The 18,348-nt window shown below is 40.7% G+C and carries 15 protein-coding genes; 9 read left to right on the top strand and 6 right to left on the bottom strand.

The annotated features are described in order from the left end of the window. Positions 1-51: 51 nt before the first annotated feature. Complete coding sequence (gene mutL, locus ACO1XM_RS18650) at positions 52-1,866, bottom strand: DNA mismatch repair endonuclease MutL (protein ID WP_486231821.1); 1,815 nt, start codon at positions 1,864-1,866, stop codon at positions 52-54. A gap of 21 nt (positions 1,867-1,887) precedes the next feature. Then, positions 1,888-2,268, bottom strand: a complete 381-nt coding sequence (locus ACO1XM_RS18645; RefSeq protein WP_486231819.1) for a hypothetical protein — start codon at positions 2,266-2,268, stop codon at positions 1,888-1,890. Positions 2,269-2,358: 90 nt separating this feature from the next. Between ACO1XM_RS18645 and ACO1XM_RS18640 the strand changes: the two genes are divergently transcribed. Further along, entirely contained in the window at positions 2,359-5,232 is a 2,874-nt protein-coding gene (locus ACO1XM_RS18640) for a serine hydrolase (RefSeq protein WP_486231817.1), read from the top strand. A gap of 52 nt (positions 5,233-5,284) precedes the next feature. After that, positions 5,285-6,427, top strand: a complete 1,143-nt coding sequence (bshA, locus tag ACO1XM_RS18635) for an N-acetyl-alpha-D-glucosaminyl L-malate synthase BshA (protein ID WP_486231972.1) — start codon at positions 5,285-5,287, stop codon at positions 6,425-6,427. Positions 6,428-6,616: 189 nt separating this feature from the next. On the opposite strand, the gene kbl is transcribed toward bshA, so the two are convergent. Continuing rightward, complete coding sequence (gene kbl / locus ACO1XM_RS18630; RefSeq protein WP_486231815.1) at positions 6,617-7,813, bottom strand: glycine C-acetyltransferase; 1,197 nt, start codon at positions 7,811-7,813, stop codon at positions 6,617-6,619. A 5-nt stretch (positions 7,814-7,818) separates the two neighbouring features. Beyond that, positions 7,819-8,091: a hypothetical protein gene (locus ACO1XM_RS18625; RefSeq protein ID WP_486231813.1), complete on the bottom strand. Its 273-nt coding sequence runs from the start codon at positions 8,089-8,091 to the stop codon at positions 7,819-7,821. 70 nt (positions 8,092-8,161) lie between these two features. On the opposite strand from ACO1XM_RS18625, the gene ACO1XM_RS18620 reads away from it, so the two are divergent. Next, complete coding sequence (locus tag ACO1XM_RS18620) at positions 8,162-9,109, top strand: L-threonine 3-dehydrogenase (protein ID WP_486231812.1); 948 nt, start codon at positions 8,162-8,164, stop codon at positions 9,107-9,109. A 79-nt stretch (positions 9,110-9,188) separates the two neighbouring features. Here the strand turns inward: ACO1XM_RS18620 and ACO1XM_RS18615 are convergent, their stop codons facing one another. After that, positions 9,189-10,265 carry a T9SS type A sorting domain-containing protein gene (locus ACO1XM_RS18615; RefSeq protein ID WP_486231810.1) on the bottom strand — a complete coding sequence of 359 codons (1,077 nt, stop codon included), beginning with the start codon at positions 10,263-10,265 and terminating at the stop codon, positions 9,189-9,191. A gap of 183 nt (positions 10,266-10,448) precedes the next feature. Next, positions 10,449-11,777 carry a T9SS type A sorting domain-containing protein gene (locus ACO1XM_RS18610; RefSeq protein WP_486231808.1) on the bottom strand — a complete coding sequence of 443 codons (1,329 nt, stop codon included), beginning with the start codon at positions 11,775-11,777 and terminating at the stop codon, positions 10,449-10,451. Between the two features lie 39 nt (positions 11,778-11,816). On the opposite strand from ACO1XM_RS18610, the gene ACO1XM_RS18605 reads away from it, so the two are divergent. The 6 genes from ACO1XM_RS18605 to ACO1XM_RS18580 all read left to right on the top strand — a co-directional run bounded on the left by ACO1XM_RS18605 (position 11,817) and on the right by ACO1XM_RS18580 (position 18,334). Further along, positions 11,817-12,590 carry an enoyl-CoA hydratase/isomerase family protein gene (locus tag ACO1XM_RS18605; RefSeq protein WP_486231806.1) on the top strand — a complete coding sequence of 258 codons (774 nt, stop codon included), beginning with the start codon at positions 11,817-11,819 and terminating at the stop codon, positions 12,588-12,590. Positions 12,591-12,726: 136 nt separating this feature from the next. Beyond that, positions 12,727-14,166 carry a lipopolysaccharide biosynthesis protein gene (locus ACO1XM_RS18600; protein WP_486231804.1) on the top strand — a complete coding sequence of 480 codons (1,440 nt, stop codon included), beginning with the start codon at positions 12,727-12,729 and terminating at the stop codon, positions 14,164-14,166. Positions 14,167-14,265: 99 nt separating this feature from the next. Beyond that, on the top strand, positions 14,266-16,029 hold the full coding sequence (locus tag ACO1XM_RS18595; RefSeq protein WP_486231802.1) for a tetratricopeptide repeat protein: 1,764 nt from the start codon (positions 14,266-14,268) through the stop codon (positions 16,027-16,029). Next, positions 16,022-16,774 carry a lipoprotein insertase outer membrane protein LolB1 gene (gene lolB1, locus ACO1XM_RS18590; RefSeq protein WP_486231800.1) on the top strand — a complete coding sequence of 251 codons (753 nt, stop codon included), beginning with the start codon at positions 16,022-16,024 and terminating at the stop codon, positions 16,772-16,774. Before ACO1XM_RS18595 ends, lolB1 begins: the two co-directional genes overlap by 8 nt. Then, positions 16,761-17,978: a murein hydrolase activator EnvC family protein gene (locus ACO1XM_RS18585; protein WP_486231798.1), complete on the top strand. Its 1,218-nt coding sequence runs from the start codon at positions 16,761-16,763 to the stop codon at positions 17,976-17,978. Before lolB1 ends, ACO1XM_RS18585 begins: the two co-directional genes overlap by 14 nt. A gap of 116 nt (positions 17,979-18,094) precedes the next feature. After that, on the top strand, positions 18,095-18,334 hold the full coding sequence (locus ACO1XM_RS18580; RefSeq protein ID WP_486231796.1) for a Sec-independent protein translocase subunit TatA/TatB: 240 nt from the start codon (positions 18,095-18,097) through the stop codon (positions 18,332-18,334). Positions 18,335-18,348 lie beyond the last annotated feature (14 nt).

Raw genomic sequence — 18,348 nt, 5'->3', positions numbered from 1 at the left:
ATGCTCTAATCCAAGAGCGGGTCACGTCATAACCGTGATGTTTAGTTTAACTTATTGTCGTTTAAAATAACTTTCCATTTTACCAGATTCAAAAATAAAGAATGTTGGTGAACCTTCTGGTGTATAGTTCGGTGTTTTACAAACCATCAAGGCATCAGCCAATGAACGCATTTCCTCGATCATAAGTTTTTGTCCGGCTTTTAAAGAGGCTCTTTTTGCCAGAGCCCTGGCTAAATTTTCCTGTAAAGGGACTGACAGCTCAGACTGATTGATTTTAAACTGCTCTAACAAGCCTTCTAAGAGTTGCTTTTCTCTACCGGTGGGCAGGTGGGCAGGTGTGCCCGAAATCAACAGGGTGTTCTTACCAAAGACCTCCAGCATAAAACCCAAAGCCTTTAATTCTTGCTCCATTTCCATTATCAGGGCAAAATCTGCTGCACTTAGCTGAACATTTTGAGGAAAGAGACTTTGTTGACTTTCCCCGGTTTTATTTCTTAGTTGGCTTAAAAACTTCTCAAAAAGCACTCTTTCGTGCGCAGCTTGCTGGTCAATAAACATCAAACCGGGTTTTACTGTTCTTACAATGTATTTGCCTTGCCATTGAAACAGAACAGACTCCTCTGGCAAGGTCTCACCCTGCTCTGGAGTTGTATGGTCATGCTGCAACATAGCCAGCTGATCAACAGGCCGCTCGTAGGTAGGTGTACTTTGTTTACTGAGCCATTCTCCTTCTACAAGTTTTTCCCAATTTTCAAGGTTGGTGCGTTGGTTAAGTGTCTGAAATCTTTCATTATAATAGACATCCTTATCCAGGTGCTGGGCAGAAAGTTTTTCAACAATATTCAGATCATTTTGAAAGTCGAGTGAGGGTCTAAGGCTGTGTGCACCCAATGCCTGCCTTACCGCAGCTTGCACCACCCCGTATACTGAGCGTTCATCATCAAACTTAATTTCCGTTTTGGTGGGATGTACGTTTACATCGATATGCTTTGGGTCGAGCGTAAGAAACAAAACATAAAAAGGGAAACTATTATCCGGCAGCAAACCTTCGAAGGCCGTCATTACGGCATGGTGCAAATAATTACTTCTGATAAAACGGTTGTTTACAAAAAGAAATTGCTCGCCCCGTGTTTTCTTGGCAGACTCTGGCCGGCCGACATAACCAGAAATTTTCACGTAATCTGTTTCTTCTTCGCAAGGTGCGAGTTGCTGCTGGTAGCTTTTGCCAAACAAAGCAATGATGCGCTGACTCAGTTTTCCTGCTGTTACATCAATTTCAATATCATCACTGTTCACATACGTAAAAGCAATATCAGGATATGCCAGGGCAAGACGTTGAAATTCGTCAACGATATGCTTTACTTCTACTGAATTAGATTTCAGGAAGTTTCTACGCGCTGGAATGTTATAAAAGAGATTTTTTACGCTGATACTGGTGCCTTTATCACATGCTGCAGGCTCTTGCTTTTTTACTTCAGAGGCTTCTACTACCAATAGTGTACCTAACTCTTCTGTGGCTTGTCTTGTCTTTATTTCGAGTTGAGATACCGCGGCAATCGAAGCCAGCGCTTCACCCCTGAAACCCATGGTGTGCAGGGTAAATAAATCTTCCGCTTTTCTGATTTTAGAGGTGGCATGTCGCTCCAAACTCATGCGCGCATCCGTTTCGCTCATGCCTTTTCCGTTATCTATAACTTGAAGCAAGGCTTTGCCTGCGTCTTTAATAATCAGCTTAATGTGGGTAGCCTCTGCATCGATAGCATTTTCAATTAACTCCTTCACTGCAGATGCTGGTCGCTGCACCACCTCACCTGCAGCAATCTGGTTGGCAATAGCATCAGGAAGTAACTGTATAATATCCGGCATGGTCAGAACTGGTGCTTAAAATCAGGATCGTTTAAAGTTTCTTAGTTTTAAAAAAAGATAAAAGGGAATTATAATCAGCACACCGTACAATGCAATGTTACCATACTGAAGGTACACCCACAATTCAATAACAATGAAAAGTGTAATCAGTGTGCGCAATACGGCTGCAGAAGGTTCGGTTTTTTGAACAGACCTTTTTCTGGCCGCCTGAAAGGAACCTTTAATGCGCGATTGATGAAGCTGCAAATCCTCCTCGGTTTCTTTGCGTAAACCTGCCTCCAACTCCTTACGGATACGCTCCTGGCGCTCTTTCATCTCTTCTTCGCGCGGATCGTAATGTCGTGGCGTATAGTTAAACCTTTTATGCGCTGGTGTTTTCGTAAATAGTCCGCTAAACTTCATCTTAATCGTATATTTATGATTTCAGGCTTAAAATACAAGCTTGTACAAAATTGACGTTAATAAAAGGCAATTCAAATCGAAAACGGGCGGATGGTAAAAAAAGTTTTAGGCCTTATTCTCTTCTCTGCAATTTACGTTGCCGGTTGGGGGCAAAGCAAGGAGCAGTGGGTAGACAGTGTATTTCAACAACTTAGCTTAGACGAAAAAATAGGCCAGCTTTTTATGCTGGAGGCCGACTTGTATAATGAGGAAGTACAGCAGCGTTTTCTTAATGAGCTCAAGAACCACCATTTAGGCGGAATCATCATCCATCGAGGATCCTCTACTGTAGTTAAACAAAACATTGAGCAATATCAGGCTGCAAGTAAAATTCCCTTGTTTGTAGCACTGGATGCAGAATGGGGCGCTGGAAAAACACTCGATAGTACTTTTTCATTTCCAAAGCCATTTATTTTAAGTACGTTGCCTGATTCAGCCTTTATACTTACTACAAAATGGCTTGCGTATCAATTAAAAGACCTTGGCATTAACCTGAATATGGGGCCAAATGCATTAGTAGCTAAGTCAGGAGCAAAAGACACCTTATACTATTTCTGGGGAAATGATGCTGACCATATCAGTAAACGTCTTGCACTTTATATGAAGACCTTACGGGAAGAAAATATCCTCACGGGCCTATCTGATTTTCCTTCGCAATGGCCCATACAGTACAGTGCGCAGTCTGCCAATGATCCTCAACAAACAATTTACAAAAACCTGTTGGCTTCAGGTGCTGATGCCGTGTTGCCTAAATCGCAGACCGTTCCCCTTACTTTTGAGCGTAAAGCACTCATGCAAAAAATGAAATTCGTGCCCAGTGCCATCAGCAATCTATTGACCAATACGCAAGTAGAAAAATCATTTGCGTACGAAGGCTTGCTGATGAGTAATGTACCTGACATCAAACTCTCTAAAGGTAAAATTCGCTGGGGCGAACCCGAGTTATTTGCTTTTCAGTCTGGAAACGATATCCTGATCAATCCGGAAAACATTGGCTTCGCCATAAGGAAAATTAAAAAGCTGGTGCGCAAAGAAAAAGTTTATGCTTTACAATTGGATAAAAGTGTTAAAAAGATTTTAGGTGCCAAGTATGATGTCATAGACAAAAACAATCCCGCTGAAACTTATTCATTTTCAGAAGAACAGGGCCGGATATTAACACATAAAATTCAACAAGCTTCTGTGGCGCTCATCAGCAACAAAGACAAACTACTTCCGCTTAAAATCCTCGACAATAAAAAAATAGCTTCTATCTCCATTGGCATTAATGCCAATAATGCTTTCAATCAATATTTGGCTCGTTACACAAATGTAGATGAGTACTGTGCAGTACTACCGCAGGACAGCATTGTATTTCAACAGTTGTCTGATTATGACATCATTGTTGCGGGTATCTTTCCTTTTGCTGAATCGTGGTTAACACAGGCACTCGATCAGCTTAAAAAAATTAAACCTGAAACAAAAGTAATATTGGTATACCTGGGCAATCCCGAATTAATACCTGCTGATGAAAACTTTGCTGCTGTGCTTGCCACCTACGAGGCAAGTGAAGCCATGCAGGAAATTGCAGCAGAGCAAATTTTTGGTGCCCTGCCTGTTGTTGGGCATTTACCAATCACTACCGAATTTTATGCATCCGGAAATGGCATTACCACACAAGCGCTTGGACGAATAGGGTATGCAAATCCGCAAGAGGTTGGTGTTGATGAAAACACTTTATCAAAAATTAAAGACATTGCTTATGAGGCCATCAATGCAGGTGCTACACCTGGTTGCCGTGTATTGGTTGCCAGAAAAGGAAAGGTAATTTATGACAAAGCTTTTGGCTGGCTTACTTATGAAAACCAAATACCAGTAACAGAAGAAACCATCTACGATCTGGCCTCCGTAACAAAAGTTGCGGCTACCTTGCAGACAACTGCCTTCCTACACGAAAAAGGACTTATCGACATCAATAAAAAAATATCCGTTTATCTGCCAGAGTTGAAAGGAAGCAACAAAGAAGATTTTATCATCAAAGATATACTCACGCATCAGGCGGGGCTTTGGCCTTTTCTACCCTTCTGGGCACAAACCATGAAGGATTCATTGCACATGCCTGATTATTATGCGACAACAAGATCGGAGCTTTTTCCTTTTGAAGTAACGCACAATCTTTTTGCTGCACAAGCCATGAAGGATAGTCTTTGGCAATGGATTATTAAATCTAAAATAAGAGAGAAACCTGCGCGTACTCCTTACGACTATCGTTATAGCGATATGGGTTTTTACATGTTACAGCGATTGGCAGAACGCATACTCAACCAACCGATGGAAGATTTTTTACATCAAAATTTATATGAGCCCCTGGGTGCAACATCCTTAGGGTATTTACCACGACTTCATTTTGATCCATCACGCATTGCACCTACAGAAAAAGATAGATTGTTCCGCAAATCTTTGTTGTTAGGTTATGTCCATGATCAGGGTGCTGCCATGCACGGTGGCGTTGCCGGTCATGCTGGTTTATTTGGCACAGCCATGGATCTTGCCAAACTGGGGCAGTTGTGGCTTAATGGGGGTACTTACGCTGGCTTACACTATTTCAAACCTGAAACCGTCTCTTTATTTACAAAGAAGCAGTATGCCAATAGCAGAAGAGGTTTAGGTTGGGACAAACGTGATTTTGTAAATGAGGCCATCAGCCCCACATCCAAATATGCTTCAGCCAGTACTTTTGGGCATACAGGTTTTACCGGTACTTGCATTTGGGTGGATCCGGATAATGATCTTGTTTTCATATTCTTATCAAACCGTGTACACCCAGATATGACCAATAATAAACTTTTGAATATGAACATACGTACACGCATGCATGATGTTGTTTACGAGTCAATATTCAATTTCAAGGGAATGCCTTTAAATCTTTCTGTTCAGCGAAACTAAGCAGGTATAAAAATGGTTTAACCCTCATAACCAATCTGAAACCGTGAAAAAAATCAAAATAGGTATTGTTTGTTATCCCACTTTCGGGGGTAGCGGTGTGGTAGCCACTGAATTAGGTAAGGCACTGGCACAGGAAGGTCACGAAGTTCATTTCATTACATATTCTCAACCGCAACGCCTTGATTTCTTAAACGAAAACCTTTTTTACCACGAGGTGAATTTCAGAAACTATCCGCTGTTTGAATATCCGCCTTATGAATTAGCACTCGCCAGTAAAATGGTAAGTGTTGTGAAAAATGAAAAATTAGATTTACTACATGTGCACTATGCAATCCCCCACGCTTCTGCAGCTTATATGGCGAAGCAGATTCTTCGTAAGCAAGGCATTTATATTCCAGTAGTTACAACCTTACACGGAACAGATATAACCCTGGTGGGTAAAGACTCAAGCTACGAGCCCGTAGTAACGTTTAGTATTAATGAGTCGGAGGGTGTTACCGCTGTTTCGGAAGATCTGAAAAAAGAAACACTCGAACACTTTGACATTACCAATGACATCCGGGTGATTCCAAATTTTATTGATTTGGAAAAATTCAAAAAGCAAAAGAAGGATCATTTCAAAAAAGCAATCTGCCCTAACGGAGAAATGCTCATTGTGCACACGTCTAACTTCAGAAAAGTAAAGCGTATTCCCGATGTGATCAGTGTGTTTTATAATATCCACAAAGTAGTTCCATCCAAACTCCTCATGATTGGTGATGGTCCTGAACGAAACGAAGCTGAAGAAAAATGCCGCGAGTTAAAAATTTGCGATGATGTGCGTTTCTTGGGCAAACTTGAAGCAGTAGAAGAAGTGTTGTCAGTAGCTGATCTATTTTTAATGCCTTCTGAAAAAGAGAGTTTCGGTTTAGCTGCACTGGAAGCCATGGCTTGCGAGGTACCCGTTATCTCAACCAATACAGGAGGTATACCTGAATTAAATGTGCAGGGTGTTACAGGATTTATGAGCAATATTGGTGATGTGGAAGATATGACTAAAAATGCTTTAATCATTTTAGATAAAAACAACCTACCCACTTTCAAAGCCAACGCATTAAAACGCGCACAGGAGTTTGATATCACCAATATACTTCCGCAGTACGAAGCTTACTATGAAGAGGTGTTGGCGAATTCGAAGGTCGAGGTTCGAAGCTAGAAGTTGGAGGGTGGAAGCTAAAGGTTCGAGATTTAGCTATTAGTTGAAAGTTGACAATGATCAATTGATGAGGTTGCTCAATAATATATAGTCTTTTGGACAAGCTACTTCATTTAAACACATTCTTCAATTGTCAATTGACCATTGTCCACAGTCAATTAAAACTTACCACCTTTTTCTTTACCACCCTTACTTAATTACCCCTAACTCTTTTCCAACCTCCGTAAATGCCTGAATAGCTTTATCTAAATGATGCTGGTCATGTGCTGCAGAAATCTGAACGCGAATACGTGCCTGACCTTTAGCAACCACCGGGTAAAAGAACCCAATTACATAAATTCCTTTCTCTAATAATTGCTCAGCAAATTTTTGTGCCAACGGTGCTTCATATAGCATAATGGGCACAATCGGATGCACACCAGGTTTAATGTCAAAACCAGCTTTGGTCATTGCCTCGCGGAAGTATTTTGTATTTCGCTCCAGTTTATCGCGAAGGTCTGTGGTTTCTGATAAAATATTGAACACTTCAATAGATGCACCTACAATAGCGGGGGCCAGGGTATTTGAAAACAAATAAGGTCTTGAGCGCTGGCGTAGCATTTCAATAATTTCTTTACGGCCAGAAGTAAAACCACCTAACGCACCACCTAAGGCTTTGCCCAGTGTGCCCGTAATAATATCTACCCTACCCATTACACCACAATGTTCAGGTACACCACGACCAGTCTTACCTAAAAAACCAGATGAGTGACACTCATCTGTCATTACCAAGGCTTGATACTTATCTGCCAAATCACAAATTTTATCTAATTGTGCAATGGTTCCATCCATGGAGAAAGCGCCATCTGTTACCACTAATATTTGCTTGGCGCCTGCAGCGCGTGCATCTTTCAATTGCTGTTCAAGGTCCTCCATGTTATTATGTTTGTAGCGATAACGCATGGCCTTGCATAAACGAACGCCATCAATAATAGAGGCATGGTTCAATTCATCAGAAATAATCGCGTCTTCTGCACCCAGCAGTGGTTCAAACACGCCACCGTTGGCATCAAAAGCAGCAGCATATAAAATGGTGTCTTCAGTGCCTAAAAAATCGGCTATCTTTTTTTCCAGCTCTTTGTGTATGTCTTGCGTGCCACAGATAAAACGAACTGACGACATGCCAAAACCATGTGTATCAATTGCCTTTTTTGCGGCAGCTAATATGCGTGGGTGAGATGACAAGCCCAGGTAATTATTTGCACAAAAGTTGATTACTTCTCGTCCATCTGCAGTTTTTATGTCGGCACCTTGAGGAGAGGTGATTATTCTTTCTTTTTTGTACAGTCCGGCCTCGCGTATGGCCGATAATTCTTTTTCTAAAACAGGTTTCAGCGTAGCGTACATAGGTTCTAATTAATTTTAGGTCTCATGATGGGTTTAGGCTTGGCAGGTGTTGGCGCTGCCACTGGTTTTGAATCATTCGTTTCTTGATTTACCAGCTCAACTTTTAAGGGAAAGCGTCTGCGTATGCCGTTAATCAGGAAAAGTTTCTGAGCCGTAAAACTGTTGGGATGCATCTGGTCAAACTCTTGACGCCAGTCACTGACAAGCTCCTTCTCGGCCTGTTCAAAAGCCTTTGCATCTATCTTTTTACCGCTTAAGTATTCTTCGAAAGTCACCATACAAAGGTAAGTGCTAACAGATGGTAGGCAACTAATAAATTTTGGTAATTTCGCGCCCACAATCTTTAGCATGAAAAAACATAAAATACTGGTTATAGGGGCTGGCGGCCAGCTGGGCTCAGAGCTTACGCAAGGCCTATGGGCTATTTATGGAAAAGAAAACGTAATTGCCACCGACATTAAGGATCCAGGTGGTATACTGACACAAGGCAATTTTGATATACTGGATGTACTAAAGCAAAAGCAGCTTTTCGATTTTGTCGCTAAAAATGAGATCACCCAGGTTTATCACCTGGCAGCAGTATTGTCTGCTACTGGCGAGCGGAATCCGAAATTCGCCTGGCATTTAAATATGGACGGGCTCATTCATGTGTTAGATGCGGCTGTGGAATACAAACTCGACAAAGTCTATTGGCCCAGCTCAATCGCTGCTTTCGGGCCTACAACACCCAAAGACAATACACCGCAGGACACCATTATGGATCCGACTACCATTTACGGCATCACTAAACAGGCAGGAGAGCGCTGGTGCGAATGGTATCATCAAAAACAAGGCGTGGATGTGCGTAGTTTGCGCTATCCTGGCTTAATCGGATACAAAACCAAACCCGGTGGAGGAACAACCGATTATGCTGTAGATATTTTCATTAAAGCACTTACGGATAAAAAGTTTGAGTGCTTCTTAAGTGAAAACACTTATTTACCCATGATGTATATGGATGATGCTGTTAAAGCAACGATTGATTTAATGGAAGCACCTGCTGAAAAAGTAAAAATCCGTTCTAGCTACAATGTTTCTGCCATGAGTTTCAGTCCGGCTGAAATTGCGAAAGCTATTCAAAAACATATCCCTGATTTTACAATCACTTATAATCCAGACTTCAGACAAGCCATTGCAGATTCATGGCCAAAATCTTTAGATGATAGCGCTGCCCGTAAAGATTGGGGCTGGCAACATGCTTTTGATTTAGAAAAAATGACTGCAGATATTTTGAAGAATTTACCTGCTTATTTATAACAAGTTAAGTGTTGCAAATCATACGCCATGTGCTTAAAAGACAAAGGCTTCGAAATTCGAAGCCTTTGTCTTTTAACGATTAGTCTATTATCAAACGAACTACCTGATTAACAGCTTGTCCTTTATAACGAACTAGGTAGGTGCCTTTCGCCAATGAATTTGGCAAAGTGAACTCTTTAGTAAACATTGACACCGTGCTTGACAAAACATAACCACCCATTAAGTCATACACAAGCAACTGATCGCCTTCCATTGGTGCAAAGTTCATTTCGTAATTAATAACGCCTCCTTTTGCCGGATTTGGTGACACAGTAAAGGCATTTTTAGCATTCACGTTTATAGATTCAATAGGTGAATATTCGAATGTCTCATCTAAATCTACCATGCGCAATCTGTAATAGTTTTTACCATTGTGAGGATAAGTGTGGTCAAAGGTATATTCATTCAACTCATTGGTTGTTCCCTCACCTTGTATAGATCCTAATGCTGACCATGCTTCTGCATTTATTGAATGCTCTACTTCAAAATGACTGAAGTTAAGCTGAGTGGCTGTAGACCAGTTCAGGGTAACATGATCACCCAACAATGCTACAGTAAATGAAGTCAGTTTAACGGGTAATGGATTCGCAGGATCTGAGTTTTCAGTAATTGTTCCAGGGCCTGTTAATGTGCCATTATCGCAGACAGGTTCGCACACTCTGCCCCAAACACCGTTGCCACCAACTTCTAGGTAGGTTCCCGAGCTGTTATTGTCGGCAATTAGCTCTGCCCCTGTTTCAAAAATCACCCTTGCCCCTGAAGGTAAAATTAACTGTGCATTGGAACCAAAGTGCAGTTCCGAGCCAGCCCGTAAAGTGATTGTTGAAATTCCTGAATTGCTGAGATCGATTACTACGTTATTGGGAATTTTTATATCATCGTTAGTATCTATTATGATATGAAGACCATGATCCCCTGCAAATGCTGCAGTTGATGCATCTTCATCAAAATCATTGTTAGGGAAACCTTCAAAAGCAGAAAAACCTGCAGGAAAAGACCAAGCACCGCTTGTATTCCAATTTTCCTGAGAGACGCCAATAGAGGAGGTTACTGTAAATTGAGAAAATGCAACCTTACCTGCCAATAGACACACCGTTAATGCGATAAAATGCTTCATTTTTGATTAGGGGCTTGATAAATAAATACCGAATATAAGTGAATCAAATTTTACTCCAGTTTAAACAAGATTTTATGAACTTAATGTCGAAACTTATATTTTGTTAAGTTTAATACGGATTCCAGGTAAATAAGTAACCTCGGGTCACTTATTATCATTGAACTTATCATTACAACTAGCTGTCTACTGAACAAGTATTTTATATGATCTCGAAAAATTTAAACCGTTATATTTAACGACATATGCACCCTTTTTAAAATCTGAAATCGGCAATTGAATTTTAGTTATGTAAACCGGAAGACTTAAGAGTTCTGTGCCGTAAACATTATACACGATAATACGATCTCCTTCGTTTGGTACAAAATTCAGTTCAACTGAAACTACATCAGATTGTTTTATCGGGTTGGGATAAACGGAAACAAGCATAGGCTCCTCTATGGTAACCTTTAATACTTTCGAATATTCAAAAGTACCATCCAGATCCACCATTTTAAGCCTATAATAATTATTGCCTACCCATGATCTTATCGCTTTAAGATTGTATTCATCTCTATTTTCAGTAGTGCCTTTTCCTTTAATCTTTTTTACCTCATTCCAATGTAAACCCTCTGCAGAATGCTCTACTGAAAAGTAATCGAAGTTAAGCTGTGATGCTGTCGCCCATGTAAGCTCAACGGAACCATTCTGTTGAAACGCATTAAAGAATATTAATTCTACAGGTAGAGGACTGCCGGATTGCGTGGATATCCAATTAGCAAAATCTGGGTTGGTATCAAACAAGTCTTGCTGATCTCCTACATTTGAATCAATGGTACTTCCTCCACCTGATGAGTTCACACTGCCATTTACATAGAGGCCAAAAGGTTCAGTAGCGTTGTTGTTAATAATGTCATCGCCACCTCCTACTAAGTTAATACTTCCATGCACATAAACCTGGCCACCCTGGTTGACTGTTATCACCGTATCTCCCCCCGTATCATTCGTTACATTTCCATAAACTGCAAAACGACCATTTTGATTGATTGTAACATCTCCGCTGGTCTGTGATATTAAATTTTGTTTGATAACCATATCAGCATAACCAGGAGGTGCCGCAGCTGTACCTATTGTCAGATACTGAGCACTGACAATTGTTACTGAACCGTCAACAATTACCTTGCCTCCGGGGAATATGTTAAAATTTGAATTCAGTGTAAGATTTCCAGTGATGTTCAGCTCGCCATACACATTTACTACAGAGCCTCCCGTTACTACCAAATTTCCATTAATTGTAAGTTTTCCGTTGGGCGAATTTACATTGAGCGTTCCTTCAACATTATGCCCGCTGGTTTTGGTGACAGTGTGGTTTACATTGATGGTCGTCCAACCTGAAGGGACATTCCCGCCTGACCAGGTTGAACCGGTTGTCCAGTTACCATTTACTGCGGAATTCTGCGCTGAAACTTCAACAGAAAGAATTAAAACAAAAAGTAAAGACGCATTTCGCAAGAAAATCTTCAAATTTGGGCTCATTGTAAAGATTATTAAAAAGCAAATTTAACTCATTTCAACATGTTAACAATCGTTAGTCACGAAGGAAATATCAGCACCATTACCATCAACAGACCCTCCGCTTTGAATGCCCTGAACCAACAGGTACTTTCAGAACTTAAGGATGCGCTTGCCTCTATAAGCAAACTTCATTCCACTAGGGGGGTCGTTATTACTGGGGAGGGCGAAAAGGCCTTCGTTGCTGGCGCAGACATAAAGGAACTGGCAAGCCTGACAAAGGCACAAGCTGTCGAATTATCGCAGAAAGGACAGCAATTATTCAAGTTTATTGCAGATTTTCCAAAACCTGTAGTGGCCCTTGTCAATGGTTTCGCCTTGGGCGGTGGTTGTGAGTTGGCCATGGCTTGCCACATTCGTATTGCTACAGAAAATGCCAAATTTGGACTACCTGAAGTCAACCTGGGATTGATACCTGGGTATGGCGGCACGCAACGGCTTACCCAATTGGTAGGACGGGCGAAAGCACTGGAACTAGCCATGACGGGTGATATGCTTGTTGCTAAAGATGCCAAAGAGCTTGGACTTGTAAACCATGTGGTTGCCAGCAAACAAGAGGGCATGGAACTCACCATCAAAATGCTTAACAAAGTTGCTCAAAAAGCTCCTTTGGCTATTACAGAATTGATCAAGAGTGTTAATGCCGGATTTAGTTTTGAAAAAGCTGGTTATGAAGCTGAAGTAAATAGCTTTGGTCATTTATTTACTACGAAAGATTTTATTGAAGGCACAAGCGCATTCATGGAGAAACGTACAGCCGATTTTAAAGGGGAGTAGTCGCTGAAGTCGTTGATCGTTGTTGGTTATTCGTTAATCGCAGACTTGCTTAACGCCTAAACCATCACGGAACGAACAACGATCAACGAACAACGAAATAACCAACAACTAATAAACAACAACGAACAACCACCCATTGAGCAAACTAAAACAACTTGCAGGCCAAACAGTTCTTTATGGTCTCGGTAGCATGCTGCCGAGGGTACTGAACTTTTTATTAGTGCCACTTCATACAATTAATATGTTCAGCAAGGCTGAGTACGGGGTGATCACCAAACTCTTCGCTTATGTTGCTGTTGTCAATATCGTTTACATGTTTGGGATGGAAACTGCCTTCTTTCGTTTTGCCACAAAAGCACAAGCAGATGTAAAACGTATTTTTAACCTCACACAAACTACGGTTATCATCATCAGCGGATCTTTGTCTGTCCTTTTCATCATGTTTGCTCAAAGCATTGCTACTGCGTTGGGTATCCCGAAACATCCCGAGTATATTATCTGGCTCACTTCGCTTATGCTCATTGATGCCTTGGTTGCAATTCCTTTTGCCCGGTTACGCCTTGAGAAAAAAGGATTGCACTTCGCCATTATCAAGATTGCCAATGTACTATTACTCATTGCACTTAATTTTTACTTTTTAAAAATTGCTTACGATCCTGCCATTGGTGTTGGATATGTCATTTTAGCGAACCTGCTGGCCAATGCCTTGTTCATTCTTATCTTTATCAAAGCGCTGACTGCCTGGCGACCTGCCTGGGACCAGCAAATTTCGCCTCAGCTGTTTTCTTATGCGTACCCTGTCATGTTAACGGGTGTTGCCGGTATGGTTAACGAAATGTTTTCCAGAACGATGCTGGACATGTGGCTGCCTAAAGATTTCTATCAGGGACAAACGAGGGAAGATGCGATGGGTGTATTTGGTGCATGCTACAAGTTTGCCGTGTTTATGAATTTGGGTATCCAGGCGTTTCGCTACGCTGCAGAGCCTTTCTTCTTTTCTAATGCAAGCGATAAAAACTCACCGGCTCTTTTTGCCAAGATTAATCACTTCTTCATTATCGTTTGTTGCATAGTACTTGTTGGCATCAGCATTAACCTGGATGTTTTCAAATACTTTATCGGGAAAGAATTTCGGACAGGCCTTGAAATTGTTCCTGTGTTGTTGCTTGCCTATTTATTTCTGGGCGTTTACTACAATTTGAGTGTCTGGTTTAAACTGACCGACAAAACATATTACGGAACCATTATTACCTTAATCGGTGTGGTGATAACCGTTGCCGGGAATTATTTGTTAATACCACTGGCCGGTTTTATGGGTAGCAGTATTGCTGCCTTTCTATGCTATTTTGGCATGACTATTTTTTGTTTTATTTGGGGGCAGCGCCACTATCCTATCCCTTACAATATCAGGGCAGCAATCGTCTATATCACTATTTCATTCGCTTTGGTGTATATTGTCAACGCCATCCCCGTTAAACATGATCTTTTAGCCCCTCTCTTCCATTTAGCAGTATTGTCACTTTACGTTTTTGTTATTTACCGGAAAGAAAGAGCCTATTTAATGCAAAGGGTTTAGCTATAATTGGTCAGAAGTCATTCACTATTTTTTATTATTTTTGAAATTACTTTGTGTAGAATTTCGTTTAATTCACACAAGACCTATAAAACAGTACTAATGCTTCCATTTTCAAAATATTTGCCTTTACTTTTAATCAGCCTGATACTCAGTTACCCGGGTTTTGCTCAAAAGCGAAAGAAGGCAGACATTGATGCCATGGAGGCCAGCGCGAAGGATAGAGAAGCTGAGTTTTATTTTACAGAAGGGCAGAAATTTTTTATTCTTGAAGACTATGCCAAAGCACTTCTTTTTTACCAGAAAGCAGTAGCCCTCGCACCGGAAAATGCCACCATTCATTTTAAGATTGCTGACGTTTTAAACAGAGGTACTAAAGAAGAAGATCTTCAACGCGCAGCTACCAGCATTGAACAAGCACTGCGTTTCGAAAAGAAAAACAAGTACTTCTACCTGCTTGCAGCCAACATTTACAACGGTCTATCGCGCTTCGATAAAGCAGCAGAAGCTTATGAGCAATTGATCAGACAAGTTCCGGGATCTGAAGATTTTTTATTTGAGCTGGGTGCTACATATCAATTTGCCAACGAGATAGACAAAGCCATAAAAGTATATGATCGTGCAGAGGCAAGCATGGGCGTCAATGAAATGTCATCCATACAAAAAGTAAGACTCTATCTTGAGCTTAACAAGGTAAGCGATGCACAAAAAGAAGCTGAAAAACTTTTGACGCTTGATCCCGCTGAGATGCGATATCCTATGAGTCTTGCAGAACTCTTCTCTCAACAAGGACTGAAAGATCAATCCATTAATTTCCTTGAAAATTTCCTCAAGGTTAATCAGGAAGAAACCGGTCAGGCACAAATGATGTTGGCCGGACTATACCGGGAAACAAAGCGTTATGAAGCCGCGGAAAAATTACTACTTGTTCTCTTTGATAATGACGAAATTGAGTTTGGCAGCAAAGCACTCATTATTGCCACCCTTAATGCAGAAATCAATCAGGCAAAAGGCACAGGCACAAATACAACAGAAACCCAGTCACTGGCTTTTACGCTTTATGAGAAGTTAGTCAAAACCAATGCTGGTGAGTCTCAACTCTACATTCTTGGTGGCGATTTATACCTGACTGCAGGCAATCAACAGAAAGCAAAAGAAGCTTATCAGAAAGCCATTTCACTGGATCAGGTAAATATTGAGGTCTGGCAAAATCTTCTTTACATCGAAGCACAACAAGAGCAATTTGATGCACTGGCTGATCATGCTGAACAGGCCTTGGAATTTTACCCTAACCAGGGTATGGTTCATTATTTTAGTGGCTATGCCAAATTTCGCAAAAGACAATTTAAAGAAGCCGTAACAGCATTAGAACAAGCCAAACGATTATCACAAAGTAATCCTGCCTTTGTAAACGACCTGAATAGTTTACTGGGCGATGCTTACCATTCGCTAAAAGATTATGTGAAGTCTGACAAAGCTTATGAAGAAGCGCTTGCCTTTAACCCAAACAATGATGCAGTATTGAACAACTACAGTTTTTATCTGGCCATTCGTAAAGAAAATCTGGAGAAGGCAGAAAAAATGGCTGAACAATTAATTAAAAAAAATCCTGATGAAGCCACCTACCTTGATACCTATGCGTGGGTACTCTACAGCAGAGAAAAATATAAAGAAGCAAAAAAGGTAATTGAGCGTGCCTTGAGTAGTAATGGTAACAATGCTACACATCTTGAGCATTATGGCGACATACTTTTTAAACTGGGTGAAGTTGATAATGCTGTGCAACAGTGGCAAAAAGCAAAAAGTCTAAATGCGAACAACGAAGTCCTTAATAAAAAAATTGCCAACCGTAAAATCTATGAATAAACTACATGCAGTACTCCTGCTTGCAAGTGTACTCGTTGCTAGCTCCTGTAGCAAGAAAACGTTAAGCCCGGTCAGCACTGGTGTTAAGAAAGAACTAAACATTGAAAGCATAGATTTTGAGTATTTTCATGGCAAAGCACGCATGGTGTTGCGCGATGCCAATAAAGAACGTGAAGTAAAAGCCAACATTCGTGTTAGAAGGGATAGTGTAATCTGGATGACTTTTTCTGTTATTGGTGTGCAGGGAGGTAAAGCGCTGATCAATAAAGATTCTATTACCATTGTTTCTAATGTAGATAAAGAGTATTACGTTTTTGATTATGCTGAATTATCAAGAAGATTCAATTTCCCAATCAATTATGATGTTATTCAGGCAAGTTTATTAGGGAATGCAATCATTAAACCAACAACTGAGGATCAGGTAGAGGAACTTTCGTCCATGTATCTGTTAAAGCAAAAAGCAGGCACGGTTGATGTCGTTAATTTTGTAAATGCTGCTTCGCTCAAGATTGAAAAAATAGAATTAAAGGAATCAAACTCTAACAACACGCTAAATATTAACTATTCCAACTTCCAGCCTGTTGGTAATAAATTGTTTCCATACAATGGCACCATCTCTTTATTCTACAAGGCGGTATCAGGTTTACTTAATACCACTATTATTTTTGAATACAATAAAGCAGAGGTTGGTGACCGTGAGCTAAGGTTTCCATTTAACATCCCTAAAAAGTATGACCGCAGGTAAGCACACCTTTATCTTACTGCTTTTACTGCTCAGCTTTTCTGTTGCTGCTCAAAAATCAAAGAGTCAGCTTCAGGCAGAAAAGCAAAAGAATCTGAAGAAGATTAAAGAGGTAGAAAAAATACTTTCTGAAACCGACACCCAAAAGAAAAACACCCTAGGTGAATTGTCGGCATTGAATCAGCGCATTAGTGCGCAAGAAAGTCTGATTCAGTCCATTAAAAGTGAAACAGAATTACTTAACAAAGAAATAGGCGAAGACAATGGCATTATAGCGGCCCTTGAAGAAGACCTGAAGCACATGCGTAAAGAATACACCGCTATGCTTTTTGCTGCTCAGAAAGCCAACAACAGTGCCACCAGACTAACCTTTTTATTTTCGGCCTCCTCTTTTGATCAGTTAGTGATGCGCATGCGTTATATGAAACAGTATTCTCAGCTAAGAAAACTTCAGGCCGATCAGATCATTAAGACTCAAGACCAACTCGCTTCGCAAGTAAAAACTACAGAGGCCAAGCGAAACGAAAAGAACACACTGCTGGCAGAAGAACTTGCTGAAAACAAAGAATTAACTGACCTAAAAACAAGACAAAAAACCTTGGTAAAAAACCTTGAGCGTCAGGAAAAGAAATTGAAAGCAGATTTGGCAGAAACCAAAAATGCCGTGGCCAAGCTCGACAAACTTATTGCTGATATCATCAGAGAAGAAATTGAAAAAGCAGCAAGGGAAGAACGCGAGGCTAAAGCCCGTGCGGCCAAAAACAAAACAGTTGCTGCCCCAGATGCCTCTATAGCCTTATCTGCCTCATTTGAAGAAAATAAAAATAAATTCGCATGGCCTGCAGAAGGCTTTGTCTCTGATCCTTTTGGCACACACATGCACCCTATTCTAAAAGGGATCGTTGTTAAGAATGAAGGCATTAACATACAAACCAAGAAAGACGAAATAGTAAAATGTATTTTTAATGGCACAATAAGTAGAGTAGCCTTTATTCAGGGTATAGGAACCATCGTTATTATAAAGCATGGGGGCTATTTTACTGTTTACTCTGGTTTAAATGAAGTAAAGGTTAAAGCTGGAGAAGATGTAAAAACCAACCAACAGATAGGTACTGTTGGCACCAATAAAGATGGTGTGCCAGAATTAAGGTTTCAAATCACCAAAAATTTCGCACCTGTCGACCCCCAAGCCTGGCTTAGGAATTAAGGCAGTAATCCATTTAAACACACTTTTGCCAATCTTTCAACTTATCTTAACCCTTTACAGATAAGCCCTTGGCTTTATTGGTTTTTACCTATCTTTGTAATCTAAAATTATCAATCATGGAAGCTATCCTATTATTCGGAATTGGTGGTACTGAGGCGCTTTTGATTTTTGGCGTGGTGCTGCTTCTGTTTGGCGCAAAGAAAATCCCTGAATTTGCAAAAGGACTTGGTAAAGGTATCCGCGAATTTAAAGATGCTGTTGGTGGTGTGGAGAACGACATTAAGGATGCCGGAAGGGATGCAAAACGCAATATCGATTCTACCCGCGAAGCTGGTCGTATCGATATGAAAGACTAATCGCAATTACACTA

Source organism: Chryseotalea sp., assembly GCF_057350905.1.
This window is presented reverse-complemented; position numbering and strand designations above follow the sequence as displayed.